Source organism: Nitrincola tibetensis, from assembly GCF_003284585.1.
GTDB lineage: Bacteria > Pseudomonadota > Gammaproteobacteria > Pseudomonadales > Balneatricaceae > Nitrincola > Nitrincola tibetensis.
The window spans coordinates 107333-132288 of record NZ_QKRX01000012.1; the positions used below are offsets into that span (position 1 = coordinate 107333).

General features: G+C 44.8%; 27 protein-coding genes. 15 read left to right on the forward strand and 12 right to left on the reverse strand.

Features of this window, described 5'->3' with window-relative positions:
- Nucleotides 1–16 precede the first annotated feature (16 nt).
- From rseP to rpsB, 7 genes are all read right to left on the reverse strand, one after another.
- Nucleotides 17–1369: an RIP metalloprotease RseP gene (rseP, locus tag DN062_RS14750; protein ID WP_112160064.1), complete on the reverse strand. Its 1353-nt coding sequence runs from the start codon at nt 1367–1369 to the stop codon at nt 17–19.
- A gap of 25 nt (nt 1370–1394) precedes the next feature.
- Nucleotides 1395–2204, reverse strand: coding sequence for a phosphatidate cytidylyltransferase (locus DN062_RS14755; RefSeq protein ID WP_112160065.1), 810 nt, complete (start codon nt 2202–2204; stop codon nt 1395–1397).
- Nucleotides 2197–2961, reverse strand: coding sequence for a polyprenyl diphosphate synthase (gene uppS / locus DN062_RS14760; protein ID WP_112160066.1), 765 nt, complete (start codon nt 2959–2961; stop codon nt 2197–2199). Before uppS ends, DN062_RS14755 begins: the two co-directional genes overlap by 8 nt.
- Nucleotides 2962–3006: 45 nt before the next feature.
- The gene (gene frr, locus DN062_RS14765; protein ID WP_112160067.1) at nt 3007–3564 is read right to left on the reverse strand and encodes a ribosome recycling factor; all 558 of its coding nucleotides are present in this window, start codon (nt 3562–3564) and stop codon (nt 3007–3009) included.
- Nucleotides 3557–4312 carry a UMP kinase gene (pyrH, locus tag DN062_RS14770; protein WP_112160068.1) on the reverse strand — a complete coding sequence of 252 codons (756 nt, stop codon included), beginning with the start codon at nt 4310–4312 and terminating at the stop codon, nt 3557–3559. The genes frr and pyrH overlap by 8 nt, the downstream gene beginning before the upstream one ends.
- 114 nt (nt 4313–4426) lie before the next feature.
- Nucleotides 4427–5287, reverse strand: a complete 861-nt coding sequence (tsf, locus tag DN062_RS14775) for a translation elongation factor Ts (RefSeq protein WP_112160069.1) — start codon at nt 5285–5287, stop codon at nt 4427–4429.
- Nucleotides 5288–5393: 106 nt separating this feature from the next.
- Entirely contained in the window at nt 5394–6128 is a 735-nt protein-coding gene (rpsB, locus tag DN062_RS14780) for a 30S ribosomal protein S2 (RefSeq protein WP_112160070.1), read from the reverse strand.
- A 311-nt stretch (nt 6129–6439) separates the two neighbouring features.
- On the opposite strand from rpsB, the gene map reads away from it, so the two are divergent.
- The 6 genes from map (at nt 6440) to zapB (ending at nt 13199) form a co-directional block, all read left to right on the forward strand.
- Nucleotides 6440–7210 carry a type I methionyl aminopeptidase gene (gene map, locus DN062_RS14785; protein ID WP_112160071.1) on the forward strand — a complete coding sequence of 257 codons (771 nt, stop codon included), beginning with the start codon at nt 6440–6442 and terminating at the stop codon, nt 7208–7210.
- Nucleotides 7211–7235: 25 nt separating this feature from the next.
- Nucleotides 7236–9935: a [protein-PII] uridylyltransferase gene (locus DN062_RS14790; protein WP_112160072.1), complete on the forward strand. Its 2700-nt coding sequence runs from the start codon at nt 7236–7238 to the stop codon at nt 9933–9935.
- 106 nt (nt 9936–10041) lie between these two features.
- Nucleotides 10042–10620 (forward strand): LPP20 family lipoprotein, encoded by a 579-nt coding sequence (locus DN062_RS14795; RefSeq protein WP_112160073.1) that lies wholly within the window; start codon nt 10042–10044, stop codon nt 10618–10620.
- Between the two features lie 50 nt (nt 10621–10670).
- Nucleotides 10671–11651 (forward strand): LysM peptidoglycan-binding domain-containing protein, encoded by a 981-nt coding sequence (locus DN062_RS14800; protein WP_112160074.1) that lies wholly within the window; start codon nt 10671–10673, stop codon nt 11649–11651.
- A gap of 70 nt (nt 11652–11721) precedes the next feature.
- Nucleotides 11722–12930, forward strand: coding sequence for a flagellar assembly protein T N-terminal domain-containing protein (locus tag DN062_RS14805; RefSeq protein ID WP_112160075.1), 1209 nt, complete (start codon nt 11722–11724; stop codon nt 12928–12930).
- 74 nt (nt 12931–13004) lie between these two features.
- Nucleotides 13005–13199 carry a cell division protein ZapB gene (gene zapB, locus DN062_RS14810; RefSeq protein WP_112160076.1) on the forward strand — a complete coding sequence of 65 codons (195 nt, stop codon included), beginning with the start codon at nt 13005–13007 and terminating at the stop codon, nt 13197–13199.
- A 56-nt stretch (nt 13200–13255) separates the two neighbouring features.
- Here zapB and DN062_RS14815 read toward each other — a convergent pair whose 3' ends face one another.
- On the reverse strand, nt 13256–13897 hold the full coding sequence (locus DN062_RS14815) for a YiaD family glycine zipper/OmpA-like lipoprotein (protein WP_112160077.1): 642 nt from the start codon (nt 13895–13897) through the stop codon (nt 13256–13258).
- A 192-nt stretch (nt 13898–14089) separates the two neighbouring features.
- Between DN062_RS14815 and DN062_RS14820 the strand changes: the two genes are divergently transcribed.
- Together DN062_RS14820 and DN062_RS14825 are read left to right on the forward strand one after the other, a co-directional pair.
- Nucleotides 14090–16003, forward strand: a complete 1914-nt coding sequence (locus DN062_RS14820; RefSeq protein ID WP_112160078.1) for a beta-ketoacyl synthase — start codon at nt 14090–14092, stop codon at nt 16001–16003.
- A 22-nt stretch (nt 16004–16025) separates the two neighbouring features.
- A complete protein-coding gene (locus DN062_RS14825; protein WP_112160079.1) occupies nt 16026–16433 on the forward strand; it encodes a hypothetical protein in 408 nt (135 codons plus the stop codon).
- Here DN062_RS14825 and DN062_RS14830 read toward each other — a convergent pair.
- The 3 genes from DN062_RS14830 to DN062_RS14840 all read right to left on the reverse strand — a co-directional run bounded on the left by DN062_RS14830 (nt 16421) and on the right by DN062_RS14840 (nt 19458).
- Complete coding sequence (locus DN062_RS14830) at nt 16421–17197, reverse strand: TatD family hydrolase (RefSeq protein WP_112160080.1); 777 nt, start codon at nt 17195–17197, stop codon at nt 16421–16423. The genes DN062_RS14825 and DN062_RS14830 overlap by 13 nt on opposite strands.
- Nucleotides 17198–17200: 3 nt before the next feature.
- Entirely contained in the window at nt 17201–18787 is a 1587-nt protein-coding gene (locus DN062_RS14835) for a peptide chain release factor 3 (RefSeq protein ID WP_112160081.1), read from the reverse strand.
- Between the two features lie 290 nt (nt 18788–19077).
- Nucleotides 19078–19458, reverse strand: coding sequence for a response regulator (locus tag DN062_RS14840; protein WP_112160082.1), 381 nt, complete (start codon nt 19456–19458; stop codon nt 19078–19080).
- A gap of 247 nt (nt 19459–19705) precedes the next feature.
- Here DN062_RS14840 and DN062_RS14845 point away from each other — a divergent pair, with 247 nt between their 5' ends.
- The 3 genes from DN062_RS14845 (at nt 19706) to DN062_RS14855 (ending at nt 22576) form a co-directional block, all read left to right on the forward strand.
- The gene (locus DN062_RS14845) at nt 19706–20521 is read left to right on the forward strand and encodes an alpha/beta fold hydrolase (protein WP_112160083.1); all 816 of its coding nucleotides are present in this window, start codon (nt 19706–19708) and stop codon (nt 20519–20521) included.
- Entirely contained in the window at nt 20518–22023 is a 1506-nt protein-coding gene (locus DN062_RS14850) for a sensor histidine kinase (protein WP_112160084.1), read from the forward strand. The genes DN062_RS14845 and DN062_RS14850 overlap by 4 nt, the downstream gene beginning before the upstream one ends.
- A gap of 85 nt (nt 22024–22108) precedes the next feature.
- Nucleotides 22109–22576, forward strand: coding sequence for a tetratricopeptide repeat protein (locus DN062_RS14855; protein ID WP_112160085.1), 468 nt, complete (start codon nt 22109–22111; stop codon nt 22574–22576).
- Nucleotides 22577–22588: 12 nt separating this feature from the next.
- Here the strand turns inward: DN062_RS14855 and DN062_RS14860 are convergent, their stop codons facing one another.
- Nucleotides 22589–23398, reverse strand: a complete 810-nt coding sequence (locus DN062_RS14860; protein ID WP_112160086.1) for a substrate-binding periplasmic protein — start codon at nt 23396–23398, stop codon at nt 22589–22591.
- Between the two features lie 195 nt (nt 23399–23593).
- On the opposite strand from DN062_RS14860, the gene DN062_RS14865 reads away from it, so the two are divergent.
- The 4 genes from DN062_RS14865 to DN062_RS18735 all read left to right on the forward strand — a co-directional run.
- Nucleotides 23594–24013: a hypothetical protein gene (locus DN062_RS14865; RefSeq protein ID WP_133256766.1), complete on the forward strand. Its 420-nt coding sequence runs from the start codon at nt 23594–23596 to the stop codon at nt 24011–24013.
- A gap of 78 nt (nt 24014–24091) precedes the next feature.
- Nucleotides 24092–24385 (forward strand): IS66 family insertion sequence element accessory protein TnpA, encoded by a 294-nt coding sequence (tnpA, locus tag DN062_RS14870; RefSeq protein WP_112160088.1) that lies wholly within the window; start codon nt 24092–24094, stop codon nt 24383–24385.
- Nucleotides 24385–24732, forward strand: a complete 348-nt coding sequence (tnpB, locus tag DN062_RS14875; protein WP_112160089.1) for an IS66 family insertion sequence element accessory protein TnpB — start codon at nt 24385–24387, stop codon at nt 24730–24732. The genes tnpA and tnpB overlap by 1 nt, the downstream gene beginning before the upstream one ends.
- 26 nt (nt 24733–24758) lie before the next feature.
- A partial coding sequence (locus DN062_RS18735) for a hypothetical protein (protein ID WP_205126746.1) occupies nt 24759–24956 on the forward strand: 198 nt, incomplete at its 3' end.

Sequence of the window (24956 nt, forward strand, 5' to 3'; positions counted from 1 at the left end):
AAGTAGTCTCTATGCGTTAAAGACGAGCAATGTCATTAATGATTGCGAGCGCCATAAGACTGAAAAGTAGGAACATCCCTATCTTCAGACCAAACATCTGCACTTGCTCACTAACGGGCTTACCTCTAATCAGTTCAACCATATAATACATCAGATGACCGCCATCTAGCATCGGTATTGGAAGTAAATTCAAGATTCCGAGACTGATACTAAGGTAAGCAAGGAAGCTAATAAAGGTTTCCAAACCTGATGCTGCCGAATCCCCCGCCACTTTAGCAATGGTAATCGGTCCACTCAAGTTTTTTACAGAAATAACACCGACAATCATCTTTCGAATGGAGTCTAAGGTCAGCATTATCATCTGACCTGTTTTTTCAACGCCCATTTTAAATGCAACAATTGGATTGTAACGAACCTCTCGAATCATATCATCTGGCCAGGTGGTTGCTGCCACACCCGCACCTATGTATCCCGTTACAACTCCTTGCTCGCTTTGACGGGCAGCTGGCACAACCTCAAAGTGCAGACGTTCGCCGTTACGCTCAACCAACACATCTAGGCGTTCACCAGCGCTTGCTTGCACCTTCTCAACAAGCACTTGCCAACTTTCAATCAATTCATCATTAACCGCAACAATGCGATCCCCTGTTTTCAAACCCGATAACGCAGCCTGACCATCGTCTAACAACTGCCCCAAAACAGGCGCAACATCAGGACGCCAAGGCATAAAACCCATTGCAGTAACCGGTGACTCACGCTCAAGATCTACACGCCAGTTGTTTAACTCAACTTGGTATACTCGCTCGCTGCGACCGGGCTCAACCGCCGTCACAACCACTCGCCCAGTTTCGCCTATCCTAGCTGCCAACCGAAGGTTAACCTGATCCCAGGAAACAACCTTATGCCCATCGATACTCAGAATTTCTTCACCCGAATTTATGCCAGCCATTGCAGCCGGTGAACCAGGGCGCACATCGCCCACTTTAGGAACAATGGCTTGAGTCCCAACTACAAATAAAAACCAGTAAGCCAACACAGCAAACAATAAATTCACAATGGGGCCAGCCGCAACAATCGCGATGCGCTGCATAACAGGTTTGTTATTAAATGCTTGATTTTTCAACTCAGATGGAACATTCCCTTCACGCTCATCCAGCATGCTGACATATCCACCCAACGGGATCATAGCAACCGCATAGACGGTATCATCGCGACCTTTCCAGCTAAACAAGGGTTTACCAAAACCAACAGAGAAACGCAGCACCTTAACACCACAACGCCGAGCGACCCAATAGTGGCCCCACTCGTGAATAGTCACCAGTATTCCCAACGTGACTAAGGTTGCTAAAAGTGTCTGCAATACGCCCATTAACCGTCTCTCAAATTATTTACATTTAAAAAGGGGGTGCCATTTGTAACCCGAATAAAAATACAGGAGCGGCGGCCGTCAAACTGTCAATTCGATCTAAAACCCCTCCATGCCCAGGAAGCAATGTACCACTATCTTTAATCCCTCGCTCTCGCTTAAACATACTTTCGAACAAATCCCCTAAAACCGAGGCCATGGCGGTCACAATTGACAAGAGCACCAAATAGACCAACGCAGCTCCAGTTAGTTCGTTCCATATTGAGAATGAGAGCGCAATAAACATACAAACAGCCAAACCACCAACAAACCCTTCAATGGTTTTCCCTGGGCTTACATTGGGCATCAACTTATGTTTCCCTAACGCCCGACCTGCGAAATAAGCACCGGTGTCGGCCCCCCAAACCAAGAGAAGCAATAGCAGTATCAACATTTCTCCATTGGGCATCTCTTTCAAGCGCACCAAAGCCAACCAAGCCGGTATTAGGACAAACATCCCAATAATGAGCTTATGCCCACGTGCTCGCCATTTGATTTCAGAGGGGTAGCGCAACACTAACACCAAAGCCCCTAACCAAAAAGCAACTGCAGAAATTGTAATAATGGCAGCCAGCGCATCATCCATTCCTACGAATAACAATACGATTAAGATTGCCAACATGGCGACATAAGCAACACGCCCAACCGACTTAAAGCGACAAAAGTTTGACCACTCCCAAGCACCGTATACGGTTGCCGCCCCCACTATCAAAGAAAACAGCCATAGCGGCGCCCACCAGACAGTGGCCAAAATCCCTACGCCTAAAATAAGGCCTGTAATGAGTCGTTGTTTAAGCAATGTGATTAGCCTCTATCTGCTCACCGGTTTTACCGAATCGACGCTGACGCTGGCTATAGTCCTTAATTGCACTTGATAAGTGGTGTTTATCAAAATCTGGCCAGTATGAATCACTGAAATAAAGCTCAGCATAGGCCATTTGCCAGATCAAAAAATTACTGATTCGTTTTTCCCCACCCGTTCGTATACAAAGATCGGGATCTGGGAAATTGGCTAGTGAAGTAAAATCATGGAAAGTGGTTTCGTTAATTTCAGATGGAGTCATCTGACCTTCAAGACAACGCTCTGCAATACATTTTGCAGCATTTGTTATGTCCCAGCGACCACCATAATTGGCAGCGACATTTAGAATCAACTTCGTATTATTTTCAGTCAACGCTTCAGCCGCTTTCATCTTTTCTTGTAACTTCATTGAGAATCGAGAACGATCGCCAATGATATTCAAACGTATACCATGTTTGTTCAGTTTTTTAACTTCTCGATTTAAAGAGATAAAAAACAATTCCATCAACCCACTGACCTCAGGCTCAGGACGTTTCCAGTTTTCACTACTAAATGCAAACAAGGTTAGAACACTTACACCTTCCTCTAAACATCCTTCTATTACACTACGCACACTTGCTACACCCGCCTTATGACCAGCCAATCCAGGCAAGCGATGCTGCTTTGCCCAACGATTATTGCCATCCATAATAATAGCGATATGACGAGGTACACTCGCATTCGGAATCGATGTAAGAGTCATTTGATTAGACATAGTAGACGTCAGCGAGGCTTAACACCTCGCGTCCATAAATAGTTGTTATATTTCCATTAACTCTGACTCTTTATGAGCCAGTAATGCGTCCACTTCAGCCACATATTTATCGGTTAGTTTTTGAATTTGATCTTGACCGCGTCGATCATCATCTTCGCTTATTTCTTTATTCTTGAGAGAGTCCTTAAAGCTTGAGTTTGCATCTCGACGGATATTACGGATAGCAACCTTAGCGTTCTCTGCTTCTGCACGCGCTTGACGCGTATATCCTTTACGGGTTTCTTCAGTTAATGCAGGCATTGGAACTCGAATAACATCACCCGACGTATTCGGATTAATACCCAAATCCGACTTCATGATGGCCTTTTCGATTTCTGGCACCATTTTCTTTTCCCAAGGAATAATGGTGAGCATACGCGCATCTTCAACCATTACGTTTGCAACCTGCTGAATAGGAACTGGCGAGCCATAATAGGGCACTTGAATGCTATCCAATATGCTTGGATGCGCACGACCTGTGCGAATCTTTTTAAAATTGTCTACAAGCGACTCCGTGCTCTTTTTCATACGAACTTCGGCATCGCGGATAATTTCATTAATCATTTGAACCTCCTGCTTCAGGACCAGCATCAATCAACGTACCTTCATCTCCACCCATAACCACATTCACCAAAGCACCGTGTTTATTCATATTAAACACACGTACAGGCATGTTGTGATCGCGAGTGAGACAGATCGCCGTCATGTCCATTACACCTAATTGTTTTTCTAACACCTCATTAAAACTCAGGTGCGAATAGCGAGTGGCGGTTGGATCTTTCATCGGGTCTGCGGTGTAGACACCGTCAACCTTTGTCGCCTTAAGAACAACATCCGCTTCAATTTCAATTCCGCGTAAACACGCAGCTGAATCCGTCGTAAAGAACGGATTTCCGGTACCTGCAGCAAAAATAACCACATCATTTTGGCGCAGATAACGCATCGCATTACGACGATCATAATGATCAACCACACCGCTCATTGGGATAGCTGACATCACTCGGGTAGCAATATTACAACGTTCAAGCGCATCACGCATCGCCAGAGCATTCATAACCGTCGCCAACATTCCCATGTGATCACCTGTCACACGATCCAAACCAGCTGCATTCAGTGCCGCTCCACGGAAAAGGTTTCCCCCTCCAATCACTATACCAACCTGAACACCTATACCAATCAACTGACCTATCTCTAGCGCCATGCGGTTCAACACTTTTGGGTCTATACCAAAATTCTCTTCGCCCAATAATGCTTCACCACTCAGTTTCAGCAAAATACGTTTATATCTTGATTGTTTGTCTGCGCTGGGCATGAGTAGTTTCTCCGCTCTAATAAGATGAGGTAGTGTACAAGAAAAACGAAGACGTCGCGCTGATTTTTTCAGCGCGACAGAAGCAGCCCTGCGAGCGAGGACTACTGAACACGATCAGCCTTTTAGCTGCTCTGCAACTTCAGCAGCGAAGTCTTTTTTCTCAACTTCGATACCTTCACCGACACCGATGCGTACAAACGCAACAACATCAGCACCAGCTGCTTTTACCAATTGACCAACAGTCTGCTCTGGGTTTTTAACAAATGCCTGCTCAACCAAGCTGTTTTCAGCAAGGTATTTCTTGATACGACCAACAGCCATTTTTTCTTTGATTTCTTGTGGCTTACCTTCCATATCCGGCTGAGCCATAATAATATCTTTTTCACGATCCAGTTCTTCCTGAGGCATATCTTCAGGACGAACAACACGTGGGTTTACAGCCGTGACGTGCATTGCTACATCGCGCGCAATTTCTGCATCACCAGCCGTTAATGAAACAACAGTAGCCAGACGGTTATTGCTATGAACGTACGCGTCAACAACGGCGCCTTCAACTAAAAAGGCACGACGAACGCTGATATTCTCACCGATTTTCTGAACCAATGCTTCACGAGCTGATTCAAGATCACCTGCCATCAATGCTTCGATATCGGTTTGCTTATCAGCAAACGCCTTCGCTAACACGCTTTCAACGAAGCCAAGGAAGTTGTCATCACGAGCAACGAAGTCAGTTTCAGAATTCACTTCCAACACAACAGCGTAGCTATTGTCATCGGCAACCTTAACTGCGACAACGCCGTCAGCCGCAGTACGACCTGCTTTCTTCGCTGCTTTCATTCCTGATGATTTACGAAGATCGTCAATCGCTTTTTCGATGTCGCCTTCCGCTTCAACGAGTGCTTTTTTGCACTCCATCATGCCCAAACCAGTACGCTCACGAAGCTCTTTAACCAGGCTTGCAGAGATGTTAGCCATGTCGATTTCCTCTCAAATTTTTACGTTTATCTGAATCGAAAAAAGGGGAGCCGCGCTCCCCTCTTTGCGAATCAATCAAGTTAATCCTGCGAGTGTGACAAACTGATTACTCAGCAGCCTGCTCTTCGACTTCTACGAATTCGCTAACCGCACCTGCGTTTTGACCAAGACCTTCAATGCACGCATCTGCAACAGACTGTGCGTAGATCTGGATAGCGCGCAGCGCATCGTCATTACCAGGGATGACGTAATCAACGCCATCTGGATTGCTATTCGTATCAACGATACCGATAACAGGAATACCCAGTTTGTTAGCTTCGTTGATAGCAATACGCTCATGATCAACATCGATAACGAACAGCGCGTCAGGCAAACCGCCCATATCCTTGATACCACCGATTGACAATTCAAGCTTTTGCATTTCGCGAGTACGCACTAATGCTTCTTTCTTGGTCAACTTATCGAAAGTACCGTCTTGTGACATCGCTTCCAATTCGCGCAGACGACGGATCGACTGACGGATTGTTTTATAGTTGGTCAACATACCACCCAACCAGCGGTGGTTAACATAAGGCATGCCCGCGCGTTGCGCTTCTTCCTTAATAACCTTGCTCGCTGCACGCTTGGTTCCAACAAACATAATTTTGTTTTTGTTGGATGCCATGTTATGCACAACATCTAACGCACCGTTAAGCGCAGGCAGAGTATGCTCTAAGTTGATGATATGAATTTTATTACGCGCGCCAAAGATAAACTTGTTCATCTTTGGATTCCAGTAACGAGTCTGGTGACCGAAGTGAACACCTGCTTTTAGCAAGTCACGCATTGAAACTTTTGCCATTGTATCTATTCCTGTAAAAGTGGGTTTAACCTCCACCTATCCCATCTTTCCACTGCAAGCGCAGCACCCAGAAAGTATGTGCCGATAAGTGTGTGTGTTAAATGTGCTTTACGCACGATTTTTGGGAGGGCATTTTATAGCACAAGATGGCTTTTTTTTAAAGTGCCTGCACTAAATTTCAATTCAAAAAATCATGCAACCCCATCACTAAGGCCATCGTCCTAATGAAGAGTTATCACTCACTCCTGAATTTAGCTACAATAGAGTATTAGCAACTTTATGTCTGTGAGATTCGGAGCATCTGTAGCACCATGAGCATTACCATTAAAACGCCTGAAGAAATAGGGAAAATGAGAATAGCGGGGCGCCTAGCGGCCGAGGTTCTAGAAATGATCGAGCCTTATGTCAAAGTGGGTGTCACCACTGATGAGCTCAATCAAATTTGCCATGATTATATTGTCAATACGCAACAAGCGGTCCCTGCACCTCTTAATTATCATGGTTTTCCTAAATCAATTTGCACTTCAGTCAATCAAGTGGTTTGCCATGGCATCCCAAATGACAAGAAACTTAAAAATGGTGATATCGTCAACATAGACATTACCGTGATTAAGGATGGCTATCATGGCGACACCAGCAAAATGTTTTATGTAGGCGACGTCGCACCTCATGCTCAACGCTTGTGCGAAGTGACTCAAGAGTGCCTGTATAAAGGGATCGAGCTTGTCAAGCCGGGCGCTCGCCTTGGCGACATTGGCCATGTTATTCAAGAACATGCTGAAAAAGCGCACTACTCGGTGGTCAGAGAGTACTGTGGCCACGGCATTGGAAGAGAATTCCATGAAGACCCACAAGTGCTTCATTACGGACGCCCGAACACCGGAGAAGTGTTACAAGAAGGCATGATTTTTACCATTGAACCTATGATCAATGCTGGCAAGCGTCACGTAAAATTATCCAAACGCGATGGCTGGACAGTGGAAACAGCAGATAAACGCCTTTCTGCTCAATGGGAACACACGATTCTTGTAACGGCGGATGGTTACGAAGTACTCACTCGACGCAACGAAGAATCTTTTTAACACCTTCTGCATCTGGAGATGATCTATGGGCGCTACGAGCCAGTCTGTTTTTGCTGTGCCTGAGTATCTTGACCCTCTGGCGTTGGAAGAAGCCTTAGCCAATGCTAAAAACGCGCTTCCCGTGTACCGTCAAGCCTTGGACAAAGCCAAATCTTTGATGGATGAGGCCTTCTGCAACCAAGCAGACATACGTAAGCTGATTTACGGGCGCGCATGGATTATCGATCAAATACTCTGTTCTATATGGAACCGCTTTGACTGGCCACACAAAGATAAACTCGCACTCGTGGCCGTCGGCGGATATGGGCGTGGCGAACTTCATCCGTATTCAGACGTCGACATTTTGATTTTAACGGATGGTGTGGATGCCGAAACATTTTCTGACACCATCAGTGCTTTTCTAACCTTGTTATGGGATATCAAGCTAGATATAGGCTCAAGCGTTCGCAGCATTGATGAATGCTATGAAGCATCCCGAAATGATATCACCATCGCAACCAACCTGATTGAGTCGAGAACCCTAACAGGCAACCCCGACCTACAAATCAACATGTACCAGCGTGTCACGTCAGAAGAAGCCTGGTCCGATAAAGAATTTTTTAAAGCCAAACTCGAAGAGCAAAATCAGCGACACGAAAAAACCAATGATACGGCTTACAACTTAGAGCCTAATTTAAAAAACTCACCCGGGGGGCTTAGAGACATTCAGACTATCGGCTGGGTTGCAAAGCGCCACTTTGGTGCAACCTACTTACACGATTTGGTTCATCACGGTTTTTTAACCGACTCTGAGCTCGACACTTTAAACAAAGGTGAACTTTATCTTTGGACCCTTCGCTATGCCCTACACATGATCAGCAAGCGCCGCGAAGATCGTCTTTTATTTGATCATCAACGCAGTCTAGCTAAGTTTTTTGATTACAAAGATCAAGACAGTGGCTTAGCGGTTGAACAATTTATGAGCAAATACTACCGAGTGGCGAAAGCCATGTCTGGTTTTAATGACATGCTTCTTCAGTACTTTGATGAAATCATTTTACGCCGCTCAGACAAACCTCGCATCGAACCCTTGAACAATCGCTTCAAAATTCATGATGACTACCTTGAGGCTGCTTACGATAGCGTATTCGAACATCACCCTTTTGCGCTGATGGAGTTATTCGTTTTACTGGCACAGAACCCTCAAATAAAAGGCGTTAGAGCCTCCACTATTCGCCTCATACGTGAACACCGCCACCTTATTGACGATGAATTTCGTAACGACTTACGCAACACCTCGTTATTCATGGAATTACTCCGCTCGCGCGAAGGCGTTTCAACCCAACTCAGACGCATGAATCGCTATGGCATTCTCGGACGCTACCTGCCTGAGTTTGGACAGGTCGTCGGCCAGATGCAACATGACCTGTTCCATATTTACACAGTCGATGCACATACATTAAAAGTCATTCAGATGATGCGTCAATTTCGGCATGAGTCGATGCAAGAGCACTTCCCTCTTGCCCACCGCATTATCAATCAACTGCCCAAAATTGAGCTTTTATATATCGCTGGCCTCTACCATGATATTGCCAAAGGACGAGGTGGCGATCACTCAGAACTAGGTGCAGATGATGTAATTCAATTTTGCAAACGTCATCATATCGGCAAATGGGATACACATTTGCTGGCCTGGCTGGTTAAAAACCACTTAAAGATGTCGATGACAGCACAACGTCGCGACATTTCAGACCCAGAAGTCATCAATCAGTTTGCACATGAAGTACGCGACATTATTCATCTTAATTACCTGTATGTACTTACCGTTGCTGACATTAATGCAACAAATCACACCTTATGGAACAGCTGGCGCGCTACCCTTTTACGCCAACTCTACACTGAAACCAAGCGTGCTTTAAGACGAGGCCTTGAGAACCCTATCAACAAAGAAGATCGGATTGAACAGCTCCAGCAAGAGGCCATGATCATGCTGAATCAAATGCAGATGGATGTAGCGGCCGTCCATACGTTTTGGGAAATGCTTGGTGATGAATACTTTCTGCGAGAGGATGCGACAAACATTGCCTGGCATACCCAAGCTATTTTAGGGCACGGTGAAAGACCCTTACCGCTCATCCTCGTGCAAAAAACCTCTTATCGTCTTTACGAGGGTGCCACCGAGATCTTTATTTATGCAGATGATCTCCCACAGCTTTTTCCAGCAACGGTGGCGGCATTAGATCAACTGCATTTAAATGTTCTAGATGCTCGCATCATTCCAACGGATAATGGCCGCACACTAAACACCTACACCGTTTTATCCGAAGACAACAAACCCTTACCCGACAATCCTGAGTACTTAACTCGAATTCAAACAGCACTAACAGAAGAGCTAGACGACCCTGACGATTTCCCTGAAATCATTCAACGTCGAGTTCCACGCGTACTGAAGCTATTCGCAATTCCGACGAGTGTCAATTTAAGCAATGATCCGAGCACACATCAAACTGTTTTAGAAGTGTTTACATCTGACCGCCCCGGACTTCTAGCACGACTTGGTCGGATTTTTGTTGATTTCAACATTTCAGTTCGCAAAGCAAAAATCTCAAACGTTGGCGAGCGAGTAGAAGACTTTTTCTTTATCACTGACGCCACAGGACAACCCATTAGCGATCCTGATTTATGCGAAAGACTACAACATACCATTTGTGAAAAACTTGACGAACACATCCAACACTCTAACTGACTTGTTTAAAACGAAAAAATGGGTAAAGTAATATTCACGATGGCCGATATAAACTCCGAAAAATTAAAATGCCTCTGCATTCGGTTCTCTGAACTAAGGACTTGTTATGACGAATAAATTGAAACTATTACTGTCAGCCCTTGCTTTATCAACCTTAGCAGGTTGCGCCTATCAAGCACCGGGATGCAGAACAACTGCATGCGGCGACATGATCGGATCATCAGACCTAACGGCAAGCAGCTGTGTAAAATCATCTCGTTGTGATCAATTGGTCATTCCAGACGAACAGGTCTTAAACGTTGTTGGTTATGGTGCACCTCGCAATACCTTTGAAAGCGCACCACAGCGTCGTTTGATGGCACTGAGAGCATCTGAAGTTGATGCGTATCGTAAAATGGCAGAGCAGGTTTCTGGCGTCCATATTTTCGGGGACACCAGTGTTGATAACTTTGTGGCCAACCATGACCGACTCAGAACCCGCTTAAACAGCTTCATTCAAGGTGCCACGATTACACACCAAGAGTTCCAGGATGATGGCGTTGCTATCACATACATGGCGCTAAAGATTAGCCGTTCTGAACTGCGAAGACTCCTTGAGTCTGAAAGACTCTACCACACTCGTGGCCATGGGCTGATTCAAGGTGGCGCCTACCGCGACACGCTTTACTACGCGCCACGCTACTAACAGTTTATCTGTCACAAGGACGTGACCTGACCATCGGATAGGGTTCATACATGCTTAGACGCATTTTCATTCCATTACTGCTCACCTTAATGATGACCTTCACTGGCCTTGCACACAGCCAGGCATCGTCAATGTCTTATCAAGTCCAGACAGGAGACACACTCAGTTCTCTCGCTAGGACTTATCTTGGAGATGAGCGCAGATGGAGGGAAATATGGTCTTTAAACCCACAATTACGCAACCCGAATGCCCTTCGCCCCGGTAGCAGCCTTCTTTTACCTACTACCGTTGCGACCACAGGACACCTTGTCACCGAGACACATCCGTCTCGAGAGCCTTTAGCGCAGCGCTACCGTGCAGCAGTTAATGACGAGGTTGCCGGAGGATCTCTCCAACGTTTTGCCGACCGCCGCACTCTCGCAACCGATGCCCAACTAGCACAAGCTCCGCGGGTACAAGCCAACCTTAGTGAAGGGCAAGAACAGGTCATTTATGCCTCAAATGTCTCTAGCCACTACGTCATGGGCGAACGCTACCCTGTATACGCCGTACAAGAGTCGCACACTGTCGCTCAGAATCACTCAATAAATGAGTTACTCCGTGTCGGTGAAGCACAACTCATGTATAAAGAAGCCGATCGAGCTAAATTCCACTTAACGAACCAAGCCCCCAACGAACAGCAATCTACTCTTTATGTATTGCCTTCAACCCCATACAGAAACTTACAAAGCAGCGCTATTCGAGAGTCCCACTCACCTGGCAACAGCGAAATGCGCATTACCCGTGTGTTCCACAACGAACCCGATGGGGTGTATGTATTGTTGAACCAAGGAACGATTCAAGGCGTAAGCGCTGGACGCCTTGCCCAATACTACAAAAAAGATTTCGTCAGTGAAGAGCAAGGACGACTCATTGAATACCCAACGGCACCAGCAGGCGTTTTATTGGTCTTCAAAACCTTTGAAAATAGTAGCTTTGCTAAGGTTTTAAGCGCTCAACGAATTCCGGCACCGGATGACCGAGTCAACTGACGGCAAATGATTGCAGAAAGATGCTAAATTATCTAACGTATGCCTTTAGGTATTTTTTGGATAATCTGCAATGTGGTTTTTAAGATGCATACTGGCAAGCTTACTTATTCTCTCACTTAACGCTTGGGCAGATCTTGTTGTTGAGGCAGATGGTAGCGCAAGCATCATCAACGGCGACCTTATCAGTGCACGTAGAACCGCCATTGCTCAAGCTGCAGAAGCCGCCGCAATGCGCAGCTCTGCCTATATTTCATCCACATCAATTGTTCGTAATGGAGCAATTGAAATCGATAACGTGCGAATGACGTCTCTTGGGCGAGTGAGTAACATTCAAGTCATCAACGAGCGCGTCATTGATAACGTATTATTTCTACGTATCCGAGCCGATGTCAGCATGGATGAGGGATGCTCAGGTGATATTAATGAAGTTGCCTACCATAAAAAGGTCGCATTTACCGCCTTCCCCCTACAACACCCCCTCCATGCAAACACTGGCAGTTTACATAAGATTGTGCACCAAATGCCCGATCTGCTAGCGCAACAAGTCCTTCAACAACCCGGATTTGACACACACCTTGCTACGCATATCACTCTTCACCCAAACCTAAATAACGCACCCACCCAAACCTTGGATGATGGGATGCTAACCAACATCCAACGCCATACTGAGCAAACGCAAGTGCAGTACATAGTGTCAGGCGTGATACGCGACATGCAGCCCCTGAATCCGATTGGACCTCGAGAACCCAACGTACTTGTTGATCTTTACCATCGAACGGATAAGAACCACACGCGCCATCAACGCAACTTTGTATTTGATTTGTTTATCCATGATGCTCTCACTGGTGCTCTGCTTTATCGACAAAGCTATAGCACCAGCGGCCGCTGGAACGCTGGACAAAAACAAACAGGATTTGCAACTCAAGCCTTCTGGCAAGAAGACTATGGTATTCAAGTATTGAATCTGTTGCGCCAAGCCAGTTTAGACATCCGTGATCAACTACGCTGCCAGCCGTTTAGTGCGCGCATAACCCGAGCAGAGAATGATCGTTTATGGATTAATGCGGGAGCCATGAGCGGCTTAAAGGCAGGTGATCGACTCAGTGTTTACCGTCGAATGACCTACTACGACCCACTCCATATGCCTTATGCCGAGCTAAATAATACCCATGTTACGCTGACACTGGATAACGTTCAGCCAAATTTTGCCAGCGGCAGGATTAACGATTCATCTCAAAATGTAAATATACAAGTCGATGATATCGTTAGAAGCCACTGAGGTGTTGACAGGCTGCTCGACTCGCCTTAGGCTTCGTGACTTTTACCCTTACCTGAAAGTGAACGGAGCCCAACATGCAAAGCGAGCTGTTTAACCAGCTAGAAGAAAAAATTGAAAGTCTGATTGAAGAGGTGGAAACACTTCGTCTTGAAATCAGTGAGTTACAAGGTGCTCAAGCCACTCTTGAAAATGAACGTAATAACACTCAAGACAGACTGCAAGCGCTATTAGGTAAGTTTGACCGTTTAGCGGACAGTGCCGATCTTTGATTTTTTAAGTAGCTTGGACCCTTTCCAAGCTACTTAACTGACTTGAGCCGACCTTATTATTGACCGCGAATGTTTATTTCAACGCGACGATTCAACGCGCGGCCGTGAGCTGTTGAGTTATCCGCAACTGGACGACTTGGACCATAGCCGACTGCATTAACCCTCATTGGACTCACGCCCGAAGAAATTAAGCGCTGGGATACACTTTGGGCACGTCTTTCTGACAAAGACTGGTTATATTGCAAAGCTCCAGTGCTGTCCGTATGCCCCTCTACATTGATATAGGTTTGATCATACTGACGTAAAACGTTGGCAACTGAGTCGATGGTTTGATAGAAAGAGGGATCTATCCTATCCTCATTGGTTGCAAACGTAATGCTGCCAGGCATTACCAATTGAATTTCATCGCCCACGCGATTCACATCAACACCCGAGCCTTGCAACTGCTGACGCAATTGAGCCTCTTGCTGATCCATGTAGTAACCAATACCACCACCAACGGCCGCACCCAATAAGGCACCAACTAAAGCACCCTCATTTCGATTCCCTTTACCTGCAACGGCTGCGCCAAGTGCCGCACCACCCACAGCCCCACCAGCCCCTCCACGAACCGTATTTGATCCACCGACAGGCTGCATCGTTGTACATCCACCCACGAGTGCGGCTGATGCTAACACCACTGCAATTTTTTTAATCATTACGAACTCCTAAGACTGCTCTGTTTTAATAAGCTCTATCTAAAACCAGTGTAGCTTAACCTTTGATTAAGCGCCCATATTATCGACAAACTCAAACAATCACTTGTCAACAATACTGGTATGGATCTGCTTGAAGGGATAAAATACGCTGATTGAACGTTCATTTGCATTAGCCCATCAAGGAGCCACCCCTTGTCACAGCTTCCTGTTATCGTCGGTTTCGGCGGCATCAACCCAGCCGGAAGATCCTCTTCCCATCATGCGTATCGCCGCTTAATTTTAGATCAACTTGACGCTAACAGTCGAAATGAAACACTCGTGTCGCTTGCGTCGCTCATGGGGCTAATCCGTTTTAATAATGGACAATTTGAAGATCACTTAGGCGAACCCATCTCTTTTTCTGATTTTCCGAAGGGGTTAACGCAACAGATCCTAGATAACACACTTATCCGTCGTATACACCCCGACTGGTTTGACGTGAATCATCTTCTATTCAATCGTCCTGCCACCCTCCAAGGCAGTGATGGCTCACTGGTCTTCAAATTACGAAATAAGCATTTACCGGCGCAGATCCCTGCAAACTGGACACTCACCCCCCTCAACACCAGCGAAACTCAAGTCAGCATTCAGGGTGGCTGCGATGTTTTGTTTAACGACACTCGTGTTGCCGCTGTCCAAAGCGCAGGGATGCTACCAACCGGTTTTGATCCAGGTAAGCTGTATCAATCACGCAATCATCCTCGCGGTTTACAGATGAGCGTTTTTGCCGCATCAGATGCTTTGCGATCTGTGGGAATCGACTATGATAAAATCGCAGCACGTCTTTCTCCCGATCAGATAGCAGTGTTTGCCAGCAACTCGATCGGACAACTTGACGACAACGGTTTTGGCGGATTAACTAAGTTCGCCGCCTTAGGAAAAAGAACCACATCAAAACAAATGCCCTTGGGCTATGCTCAAATGCCTGCCGACTTCATTAATGCCTACTTATTAGGCAATGCAGGCATGACTGGCGGCGCCTTAGGTGCATGTGCGACCTTCTTGTATAATCTTTATAATGGCATTCAAGAAATACGCAGTGGTCGTCGTAAACTCGTGCTTGTTGGCGGAAGTGATGCCCCCGTCACTCCTGAAATTATTGAAGGCTTCAGAGCCATGGGCGCCTTAGCTGAAGACAAGTATCTTCAAGCGCTTGATAACCTAGAATCCCTGACCAATGCTGACTACCGCAACGCTTGTCGCCCATTTGGCAATAACTGTGGTTTTACCATCGGTGAATCCAGCCAATACCTCGTTCTCATGAGTGACGATCTAGCAATTGAAACAGGCGCTCAAATTTTTGGTGCCATTGGTGATGTTTATGTTCATGCCGATGGCCATAAAAAGTCGATTTCAGCACCTGGTATTGGTAACTACATGACCCTGGGTAAAGCGGCTTCCTTTATCCGAAATATGTTAGGCGAAACCTCATTAAAACAACGTAGCTTTGTACAGGCGCACGGCACAAGTACACCTCAGAACAGGGTCACAGAGTCTCATGTGATCAATGAAACAGCCAAAGCATTTGGTATTGAACAATGGAACGTATCCGCTGTTAAAGCCTTTGTTGGACATTCGCAAGGTTGCGCTGGGGGTGACCAAATTATGGCATCGCTTGGTGTTTGGCAGTACGGTATTCTTCCAGGCCTGATCACAACGCCGGCCATTGCTGACGATGTTCATCACAGCCATTTAAATCTATCTTTACAACATCAGGATGTCGGCCCGCAAGGCATGGACAGTGTTATCATAAACGCTAAAGGCTTCGGTGGTAACAACGCAAGTGCCGTTCTACTTTCTCCCCATGTCGTCAACCAAATGCTAGAAAAACGCTATTCTAAAGAAGCCCTAGGCGCTTGGCGAGATAAGCAAGAATCAACCCTTGCACAAGCACAGCAATATGACCAAGATAGCCAAAAAGGTCTCAGTAAGCCGATCTATCTATATGATAATCATGTCCTCAATGGCGAAGACCTCAGCATTAGTGACACTGAGATCAAGCTGCCTGGCTACGAACACGCGATTTCTATTGACGTTGTAAATCCCTATGCGGATTTTCAAAAATAAGCTTTAGCATGGAGCATTCGTTGTGAAAAAACGATTTTTCGCCTTAGCCCCCTTGGTCTTGCTAACGGGCTGTTTAAGCCTTGGGCAGACACAACCTAAAGACAACAACGCGCATAACCGCTACTACACGCTTGATGCGCAGGCCTTACGCCTTTGTCAGGGGGATAGTCGCACACAATGCTTTGAGCTGAATAGAATTGCTGGGGCTCGCTTCATGTTCAAGCCCATAGAGGATAAGTACGGCCAGAGTGTTCAACGCCCTAATTACCCAAGAAGCCTAGCAATGATGCTCATTAATCCGCCCGATCAAAGTTATTTAAGTGAGCGGGTCGACGTAGATGGTCAGATTTATCGACTCCCCGCCAATGACCACACAAATTTGGCATGGCGCACCATCGATACTATTTTTAAAACCATTTATAGCAAGTGATCCACACCAAAACACTGGCGTGCATTAAGATTTGTTTGCTCAGCGACTTCCTCAAGACTAACACCGCTTAGCTCTGAAAATTTCTCAGCGACCCGACGCACTTGGGATGGTGTGTTGGGCCGCCCCTGAAATCCTTGCAAAGGCATATCCGGGGCGTCTGTTTCAAGCACCCACCATTTCAGTGGTAAACGCTGCACTAACCCTTGAAGCTTTGTCGCGCGCGAATAGGTTAAGCTTCCTCCCATCCCTAGATAAAACCCAAGCTTGGCATATTCGCGTGCCTGCTGCTCACTTCCTGAAAAAGCATGCACCACACCACCCGCTTGCCCCCGTATACGTCTTAAACGAGATAGCACCAGATCATGCGCCTTAACCACATGCAAGATCACGGGTTTACTAAAACGCCTCGCTAACAGGAGCTGTTCATCAAATAGAGCAAGCTGAATGTCCATCGCAACCATCCCCTCTCTGGCATCAAGACCTATTTCACCTAAGGCACAGACACGGGAATGAGAGAGTAAGCCTTGCAGAACATCTATATCACTGCGCTGATGCTCTGAAATAAAGCAAGGATGCAGCCCTAAAGCTGGATATACATTGGGAAAGTTATTGGCTAATTGCAAAACGTTTTGAAAGCGGGCACGTGTAACACTTGGTACAACAAACTGTCGAACACCCACTTGCATGGCCTGTTCGACAACCTGCTGACGGCAATCATCAAACACTTCAAAGTCTAAATGACAATGGGTGTCAATGAGATGCATGACTTAGTGCTCACGTGTTGCTCTGAAAGCAATATCAGGCCAACGTTCTTGTGTTAAGGATAGATTGACTCGGGTAGGGGCTAAATAGGTTAAAAGTCCAGCGCCATCAAGAGCAAGATTTTCGTATCCCTTACGCTTAAACTCTTCAAGCATTTTGTTATCTTTGCACTCAACCCAACGTGCCGTCTGAACAGAAACGCCTTCGTATAAGCACTCGACTTTGTATTCATCTTGAAGACGATACACCACAACTTCGAACTGCAACTGCCCAACTGCACCTAAAATCAAGTCGTTGTTTTTCAAAGGCATGAACAACTGCACCGCACCTTCTTCTGATAACTGCTGCAACCCCTTCTGCAACTGCTTCATTTTCAAAGGATCTTTAGGTCGAACGCGGCGAAACATCTCAGGCGCGAAGTGAGGAATACCTGTAAATTTAAGCACTTCACCTGCTGTAAACGTATCACCAATTTGTATCGTGCCATGATTATGCAAGCCGATAATGTCACCAGACCAAGCTTCTTCGACATTCTCTCGATCGCCGGCTAAAAACGTCACTGCATCAGCTATCCGGACTTCTTTGCCTGTGCGCACATGGCGCATTTTCATGCCACGTGTATAACTGCCCGAGCAAATGCGCATAAACGCAATACGATCTCGGTGCTTAGGGTCCATATTCGCTTGAATTTTGAAAACGAAGCCGCTGAAACTCTCTTCCCTTGCATCCACTTGTCGCGTTTCAGTCGGACGTGCTGGAGGAGATGGAGCCCACTCAACAAAATCCGTTAGCATTTCGCGAACACCAAAATTACCCAATGCTGTTCCGAAGAACACAGGGGTTAATTTTCCGTCAAGGTAGGCTTGTCGATCCCAAGCATGAGTAGCGCCTTTCACCAGCTCGATTTCATCAACAAAGCTGTCATACTCATCATCTAACAAGACTTTGGCTTCATCGCTGGCAAGACCCTGAATGCGACGATCATCTTGCAAGGTATGCCCCTGCCCAGAGGTGTATAGGTGCAGAGTATCCGTATACAAATTATATACGCCTTTAAACCATTTTCCCGAGCCTATTGGCCAGTTGATTGGAGCGGCTTCTATCTTAAGTACTTGCTCAATTTCATCAAGTAAGTCGATTGGGTCACGGATGTCTCGGTCAAGTTTGTTTACAAACGAGAAAATAGGCGTATCACGCAAACGACAAACGTCCATCAATTTGATGGTGCGCTCCTCAACCCCCTTAGCGCCATCAACCACCATCAACGCCGAATCAACGGCGGTTAAGGTACGGTAGGTATCTTCAGAGAAGTCTTCGTGTCCAGGCGTATCCAGAAGATTGACTGTGCGTCCATTGAACGGAAACTGCATCACAGAGGACGTGATTGAAATCCCCCTCTCCTGTTCCATGGTCATCCAATCTGACGTCGCATGGCGATCACTGCCACGGCCTTTGACCGTTCCTGCAACCTGAATCAACTGCCCCAGTAAAAGTAATTTTTCGGTAATCGTGGTTTTACCCGCATCAGGGTGCGAAATGATGGCAAAAGTACGTCGTTTGTTAACTTCGTTAATAAAATTCTGGTGTGACATTAAGAGATTCTTTTGATTTGAATGCAGATATATCAACCTTATTAGACCATGCGAAGTGTTTACACAATGGCCTAGTAGGCTAATGATGAATTACTGCTATTTTCGCTGATCTTGCATTGATAAACAATCTATCTCATAACAGAAGCAAACCCACAAAGCGTCTCACGCATGGGATAAACGTTCAGCTTTTGAAACAGTGCCATATGACCTAATATTGTGACGTAAGAGCAATTAATTAGAAAGTTAGCATTAGAGAAAGCCAATTAACAATCATACACTTACGTAAACCGTTAACTATGAGACAAGAAAATAGACGTTAATTGATCACCAAGGCATGTAGCATCAAAGGGTTTTTCGATAACAGAAACAGCTCCAGCATTAAGGTATTGTTGCTTTTCATCCTGCTGGACCCTCGCTGTCATGAAGACAACTGGCGTGTGTTGCGTTTCACTTTTTTTGCGTATCCGTCGAAGTGTTTCTAAGCCATCCATCTCAGGCATCATAGCATCAAGCAAAATAAGATCGGGTTTGAAATGCTCAAGCTGCTCTAAAGCTTCTTGACCACTGGATGTTGAAACTAGCGTAAAGCCTGAAAAATCAACCAGTGATATTTCTACAATATCTCTAATTGACTCATCATCATCTACATGTAGAACTTTTCTCAGTTGCATGAGTGCCTCCGTACCAGCACTAGAACCTTGCTAGTTACACTAAAGCGAAAATTTAGTTAAGAATGTTACAGCTCAACCCGAAATTTTTCAGTCGTACACTATTACGTGAACAAACAAAGGCGCTATAGTTCAACCTAAACTTTGTCTGTTTGATGCTAAATTTGAGACATTTCATATGCAAAATTATGCATCGCAACCTATGTTACTTTATACCCCAGATTATCACTTAAACTAAACAGGGTAAATTATGAACATCCTACATCGTAACAATGTAAAGATATCAGGCAATCCAACTCAACCTGTTTTACTTTATGCCCATGGATTCGGTTGCAGTCAAGCCATGTGGTCTAGTATAACCCCTGCTTTTGACAATCAATTACAACAAATACTTTTTGATTATGTAGGGAGCGGCCAGTCTGACATTAGTCACTATAGTTTCAATCGTTACGAAACACTTGCAGGATATGCCCAAGATATTATTGAAATATGTGATGCTTTATCCATCAACCAAGACATCATTTTTGTAGGGCACTCGGTCAGTTGCAGCATAGGAATTCTTGCCGCTAATGCTCGACCAAATCTCTTTAAAAAAATGATTCTTTTGGGCCCTTCGCCTTGCTTCCTAAACCTCCCACCAGACTATCTAGGTGGATTTGATCGTGAAGACCTTGAAGGCCTGCTTGATCTAATGGACCAAAACTATTTGGGCTGGGCTAGCTATCTAGCACCGATTGTTGCAGGAGTGAGTACCGACCCTGAAATTACAGGTCAATTATCTGAAAGCTTTTGCTCTACAGACCCAATCATCACACGTCATTTTGCTACTGCAACATTTTTTTCTGACAATCGTGAGGACTTTGCAAAGCTGACAGTACCTAGCCTAATCCTTCAACACAAAGAAGATTCCCTTGTTCCATTGTCGGTTGGAGATTACATGCATCAAAAAATAAAAAACAGCACATTAAATGTACTAAATGTTGCTGGTCATGCCGCACATATGAGTCATCCATCGCTCGTTATTCAGGCCATGAACGACTATCTAAAATCGGAACTTTCCCTTTGAAAGGTAATTTAGAACTCAATGCTCTACCTTGTTCTGTGATCGTTACTGACGTATCTGGCAATATTATATTTATCAACGAATTCGCTATTGCATCTCTAGAGCTAACGCTTCCGTTAACAGTCAATACAATTGAAGCGTTATTTCCGCCAGCAGCAAAGATTTTTCTACATACGCATCTATGGCCTTTACTTCGTAAAGACGGTGCAGTTAATGAAATTTACTTAAAAATGAACCGGACTAATCATCCTTCCTTACCTGTTTTGCTAAACGTTTCAAAAGGTGATTTCAAAGAAAATACTTGCTATTACTGGGTTATTTTCCCTGCAGAACAAAGAGCCTGCTTTGAACAAGAGCTTTTAAACACACGAAAAAAAATGCAGGCATTTGCAAAAGATGCAGAAGAGAGCCGCTATATGCTTCAAACCGTCTTAGATGGGACTCAGGATATAGGAATATTAGCAGTCTCCAAATCAGGTCTCATTCGCTTTGCAAATACAGGCATTAACGTCTTAACAGGAAGACAGTCTGACAACCTTATCAACCAATCAATTTTCACTCTTTTCTCAGACACTTTACTTGAAAACAAAGATTTAAAATCATTACTTCACTTTTTTTCTGAGGAAAAACCACTCACCGAAAAGTTATTGCCCATTAACTCATTTGAAACAAAAATACAAAAATACTGCAAAGAAATTGATGTCCAGGTTCAAATAAGGCAATTAGACAGTTCTAAAACAGCTGAAGATATAGAACTAATTATACTCATTATTGACATCCAAAAACGCAAACAGTACGAAAAACTTCAAGACGATTTTATTGCAAATATAAGCCATGAATTCCGAACACCCGTAACTGCCATACTGGGCAGCCTTGACCTAATGAATTCGGACAAGATTGGGATTCTACCAGAAAAGGTCAAAAAACTAATTAAAAATTCGTTAAGCAATGCGTATAGATTAAAAACATTAGTCAACGACGTTATTGACTTCGCAAAACTAAAATCAAACAAATTAAACATCGAATTAAAAGATGTTGAACTATACCCATTATTAAGCACATCGGTTGAGCAACATAAAAACTACCTTTTTGAAAAGTCAATCAGCCTTGAGCTATGCCATTTTGAATCGAACATTATTATTCGAGTTGACCCTATTCGATTTGAACAAGCCATCTCAAATCTACTATCAAATGCCATAAAATTCTCCCCTAGTTCTTCCAAGGTTAAAATAAATGCTCATGTAGCAAATGATACCGTAACAATATCAATAGAAGACCAAGGACCTGGAGTCAGACCTGATTTTATCCCATTTTTATTCACTCAGTTTAGACAAGAAAAAAGTGATATGAATCGTCAATTTGAAGGATCCGGACTAGGTTTAGCTATCAGTAAACAACTTATCCAAGACATGGGAGGAGACATAGGTTACAAACCTGCATTATCTGAAGGAGCTATTTTTTGGATATCTATCCCCATCAATACTAACTATAAACCTGTACTTTAGTACTGTTTGAGTCTCGATTTTAACAAATTCCCTAGCTGCTTTAATATCACACGTCTACACTCTAAAAAAAATCGGTATCGCAGTAATGAAAAATTCAGTATTAATAGCCTTTTCAGGCTTAGTTTTGTTTCAAATAAGCACAAAAGTAATGGCTACTCCTGACTATCAATCAGTGATTGACTCAGATCAGCGCAGCAAATGCTTTTACGGATACGTGGCTCGAAAAACAGGTGATCACGCCAGCGCTATTCGAATCTTTGAGGACTGTATTGCTCGTTGGCAAGATGGCTACTCCTACATTGGGCTGGCACAAATATATGAAACAGGTGTTGGTGTACAGAAAGATCTAGCTTACGCAAATACCCTACTGCGCACCGCCGCTGGGCTTGAAGGAGGCTATGCTAGCCTAGCGAAATACAATTACGCCCTCAACCTGTTCGAGGGGAAGGGCGTAGAAGCCAATCCAGACGTGGCATGGCAGTGGATGAGACTCTCAGCAGAAGAAGGTTTTACGCCTGCTCTAGAATATTTGAAGTTAAAAGATGCCCCTTAAAAAGCATAGCTTTTAGTCAACTAAGACGATCGGCTCAAGACCATTCTTGCGTGCAAATTCAAGTAACAGCCCTTTTGACCGTATCTCGTCCATAAAATGATTCACTGTCTTTAACCATTGATCCTCATTAAGTGGGACTGCATACGCATAGTCCGTTGGTGCCAGTGGAGTTGGAGGCTCAATAAGACGAGCCCATTGGGTTAAAGAAACCATTCTTAAAGCATATGGATAATCCGTCATAAAAACATCTGCCCTACCAGACATGACCTCTTGCTCTCTGGCCATAAAATCATCAACCACTGTTAGTTCTGCATACTGTAACTGATCGCGCATTACAGGCTCCATGTAAGTGCCTTTTTGAACCACTACAATATTACCTAATTGATCTATGTCCTCCCAAGACTGTATATGTGAATTGTTCTTTCGACCCACTGCAAAAATACCACTACGCAGATGCGGTTGCGTAAACGCCATAAATTGCGCACGATCTTCACGTACCCCAACACCGTGCATGGCTATATCACAACGATCGTTTGATAAATTATCCACCAGCATAGCGAATGAGCTATCCACAAAAACTAAATCGACTTCAAGAAACTCTGCAAAAGCGTGAGCGATTTCTATATCAACCCCCTCTAATATTTCAGTCCGAGGATTACGATACGTGATGGAGTAGTAATCTGGCCAAATACACACACGCAATTCGCTATTCATCTTTATATTGAGCAAGCGGTCAACTTTTTTGACACTTAATTCTTCAGCAATACTTACGTTGTACACATATAGAAGAAAAGCAATCAGCCCAAAGCGCTTTAATTTCATTTAGTGAGTTCCAATCTTGTGTGCTAGAATCACAAAGATTAAATGTTAATACGTTAAATTGGAAGCGTACCATTGAGTGCTTTAGATCTACAAAAAATTCAGTCTATTCGCTCTATGTTAAGTTTACAAAGGTTACACTCTCATTGGCGTTTTCTTGCTTTAATCGTGATACTTTTCTTTGGATTAGTTTGCACCGTGACAATTAGTCTATGGGGCAGCCTAAAACAAGAAAAAGAGCTTAATAATCAAAGACTTATATTCCAAAGTCAAATTTTGGAACGCAGCATTACTCGTACACTTGAGTCTGTTGAATCAAGCATCCTTTCATTAGAAACTATCATTCCTCAACGTCCTTTAGACTCCGAACATCTCACTTGGCTAACAAGTTTAAGAGAACGTATTGATCACACACTCTACTTCGCACCTCATATTCGTCAAATTCTCGTACTCAAAGAAAAATCCGTGTTAATAGATAGCGCGGGACGAAGTGAAGGTAAAACACTTGATACCCAGCATATACAACTGGATCAACATCGACATTCTCGTTCATCAAATGGATTAATCATCCTAGGCTCAATTGACCAGCGTTTTGTCCCTATGACGGATCAGGTGTAACCGTTCATTTTAATACGTTCTGCCCCTCGCACTCATCGCGCGATAATCTAGTCTCCTATTTATTCAGGAGAGCATCATATGAAACGCTATACCCGTCATACCCCAGAGCAATGGCAGATCTTTATCGATCAGTGGCGTAACAGCGGTCTCTCCGCTGCACGTTTTTGCGAAGAGCACGGCTTAGGCTATGCCAGCTTTTGTGACTGGCGCAAGCGACTTATCAATGAACGTCCAGTCAGCTCCCAATCCCAGCGCTCAGAAGAGGCTGCATTTATTGATCTTGGCACCTTGTCAGGCGGTCATGCAGGTAGCGGCTGGTCAATAGTGCTCAGTCTAGGCGAGGGTGTCGAGCTTCGCCTGAGTCGTCCCTGATGTTTGCGCCCGGCAACCTTGCTCGGATCTGGCTTTGCACTCAACCGACTGACATGCGCAAATCATTTCAAGGATTGAGTGCATTGGTGAAGAATCAGCTTAACCACAACCCGCTGAGTGGTCAGTACTTTGTCTTCGTCAATCGACGCAAAACCCAGATGAAGGTGCTTTATTTTGAACCGTCGGGCTACTGCTTATGGAGTAAGCGGCTTGAACAGGGACAGTTCCGCGTGAACGCTTCAGCCAGTGGACAGCGCCCTCTGAGCTGGACCGATCTGCAATTGATTTTAGATGGCATTGAAGTGCAAAAAATCCGTCAATACAAGCGCTATCAACATCCGATTTAAGGTGGGGTCTGATATAATCCACACCCATGAATCTACCACCAAAACAAACAGAAATAGCCTGTTCCAAGAGCGACTTAACCGTCGCAGAACTCGCGCGCCTGAACGCTGAGAACAGTGTTCTACGTGATGAAAACGAGGCACTGAAACGACGAGTGGCCTGGTTCGAGAAGCAGTTATTTGGTGAGAAATCGGAGAAGCGTCCGGTTGATAATCCACATCAGCCC

What these genes read in the sequence shown, in the direction of transcription:
- rseP (WP_112160064.1), bottom strand. Translation starts at nt 1,369, where the DNA reads ATGGGCGTATTGCAGACACTTTTAGCAACCTTAGTCACGTTGGGAATA.
- uppS (WP_112160066.1), bottom strand. Translation starts at nt 2,961, where the DNA reads ATGTCTAATCAAATGACTCTTACATCGATTCCGAATGCGAGTGTACCT.
- frr (WP_112160067.1), bottom strand. Translation starts at nt 3,564, where the DNA reads ATGATTAATGAAATTATCCGCGATGCCGAAGTTCGTATGAAAAAGAGC.
- pyrH (WP_112160068.1), bottom strand. Translation starts at nt 4,312, where the DNA reads ATGCCCAGCGCAGACAAACAATCAAGATATAAACGTATTTTGCTGAAA.
- tsf (WP_112160069.1), bottom strand. Translation starts at nt 5,287, where the DNA reads ATGGCTAACATCTCTGCAAGCCTGGTTAAAGAGCTTCGTGAGCGTACT.
- rpsB (WP_112160070.1), bottom strand. Translation starts at nt 6,128, where the DNA reads ATGGCAAAAGTTTCAATGCGTGACTTGCTAAAAGCAGGTGTTCACTTC.
- map (WP_112160071.1), top strand. Translation starts at nt 6,440, where the DNA reads ATGAGCATTACCATTAAAACGCCTGAAGAAATAGGGAAAATGAGAATA.
- DN062_RS14790 (WP_112160072.1), top strand. Translation starts at nt 7,236, where the DNA reads ATGGGCGCTACGAGCCAGTCTGTTTTTGCTGTGCCTGAGTATCTTGAC.
- DN062_RS14795 (WP_112160073.1), top strand. Translation starts at nt 10,042, where the DNA reads ATGACGAATAAATTGAAACTATTACTGTCAGCCCTTGCTTTATCAACC.
- DN062_RS14800 (WP_112160074.1), top strand. Translation starts at nt 10,671, where the DNA reads ATGCTTAGACGCATTTTCATTCCATTACTGCTCACCTTAATGATGACC.
- DN062_RS14805 (WP_112160075.1), top strand. Translation starts at nt 11,722, where the DNA reads ATGTGGTTTTTAAGATGCATACTGGCAAGCTTACTTATTCTCTCACTT.
- zapB (WP_112160076.1), top strand. Translation starts at nt 13,005, where the DNA reads ATGCAAAGCGAGCTGTTTAACCAGCTAGAAGAAAAAATTGAAAGTCTG.
- DN062_RS14815 (WP_112160077.1), bottom strand. Translation starts at nt 13,897, where the DNA reads ATGATTAAAAAAATTGCAGTGGTGTTAGCATCAGCCGCACTCGTGGGT.
- DN062_RS14830 (WP_112160080.1), bottom strand. Translation starts at nt 17,197, where the DNA reads ATGCATCTCATTGACACCCATTGTCATTTAGACTTTGAAGTGTTTGAT.
- DN062_RS14835 (WP_112160081.1), bottom strand. Translation starts at nt 18,787, where the DNA reads ATGTCACACCAGAATTTTATTAACGAAGTTAACAAACGACGTACTTTT.
- DN062_RS14840 (WP_112160082.1), bottom strand. Translation starts at nt 19,458, where the DNA reads ATGCAACTGAGAAAAGTTCTACATGTAGATGATGATGAGTCAATTAGA.
- DN062_RS14845 (WP_112160083.1), top strand. Translation starts at nt 19,706, where the DNA reads ATGAACATCCTACATCGTAACAATGTAAAGATATCAGGCAATCCAACT.
- DN062_RS14855 (WP_112160085.1), top strand. Translation starts at nt 22,109, where the DNA reads ATGAAAAATTCAGTATTAATAGCCTTTTCAGGCTTAGTTTTGTTTCAA.
- DN062_RS14860 (WP_112160086.1), bottom strand. Translation starts at nt 23,398, where the DNA reads ATGAAATTAAAGCGCTTTGGGCTGATTGCTTTTCTTCTATATGTGTAC.
- tnpA (WP_112160088.1), top strand. Translation starts at nt 24,092, where the DNA reads ATGAAACGCTATACCCGTCATACCCCAGAGCAATGGCAGATCTTTATC.
- tnpB (WP_112160089.1), top strand. Translation starts at nt 24,385, where the DNA reads ATGTTTGCGCCCGGCAACCTTGCTCGGATCTGGCTTTGCACTCAACCG.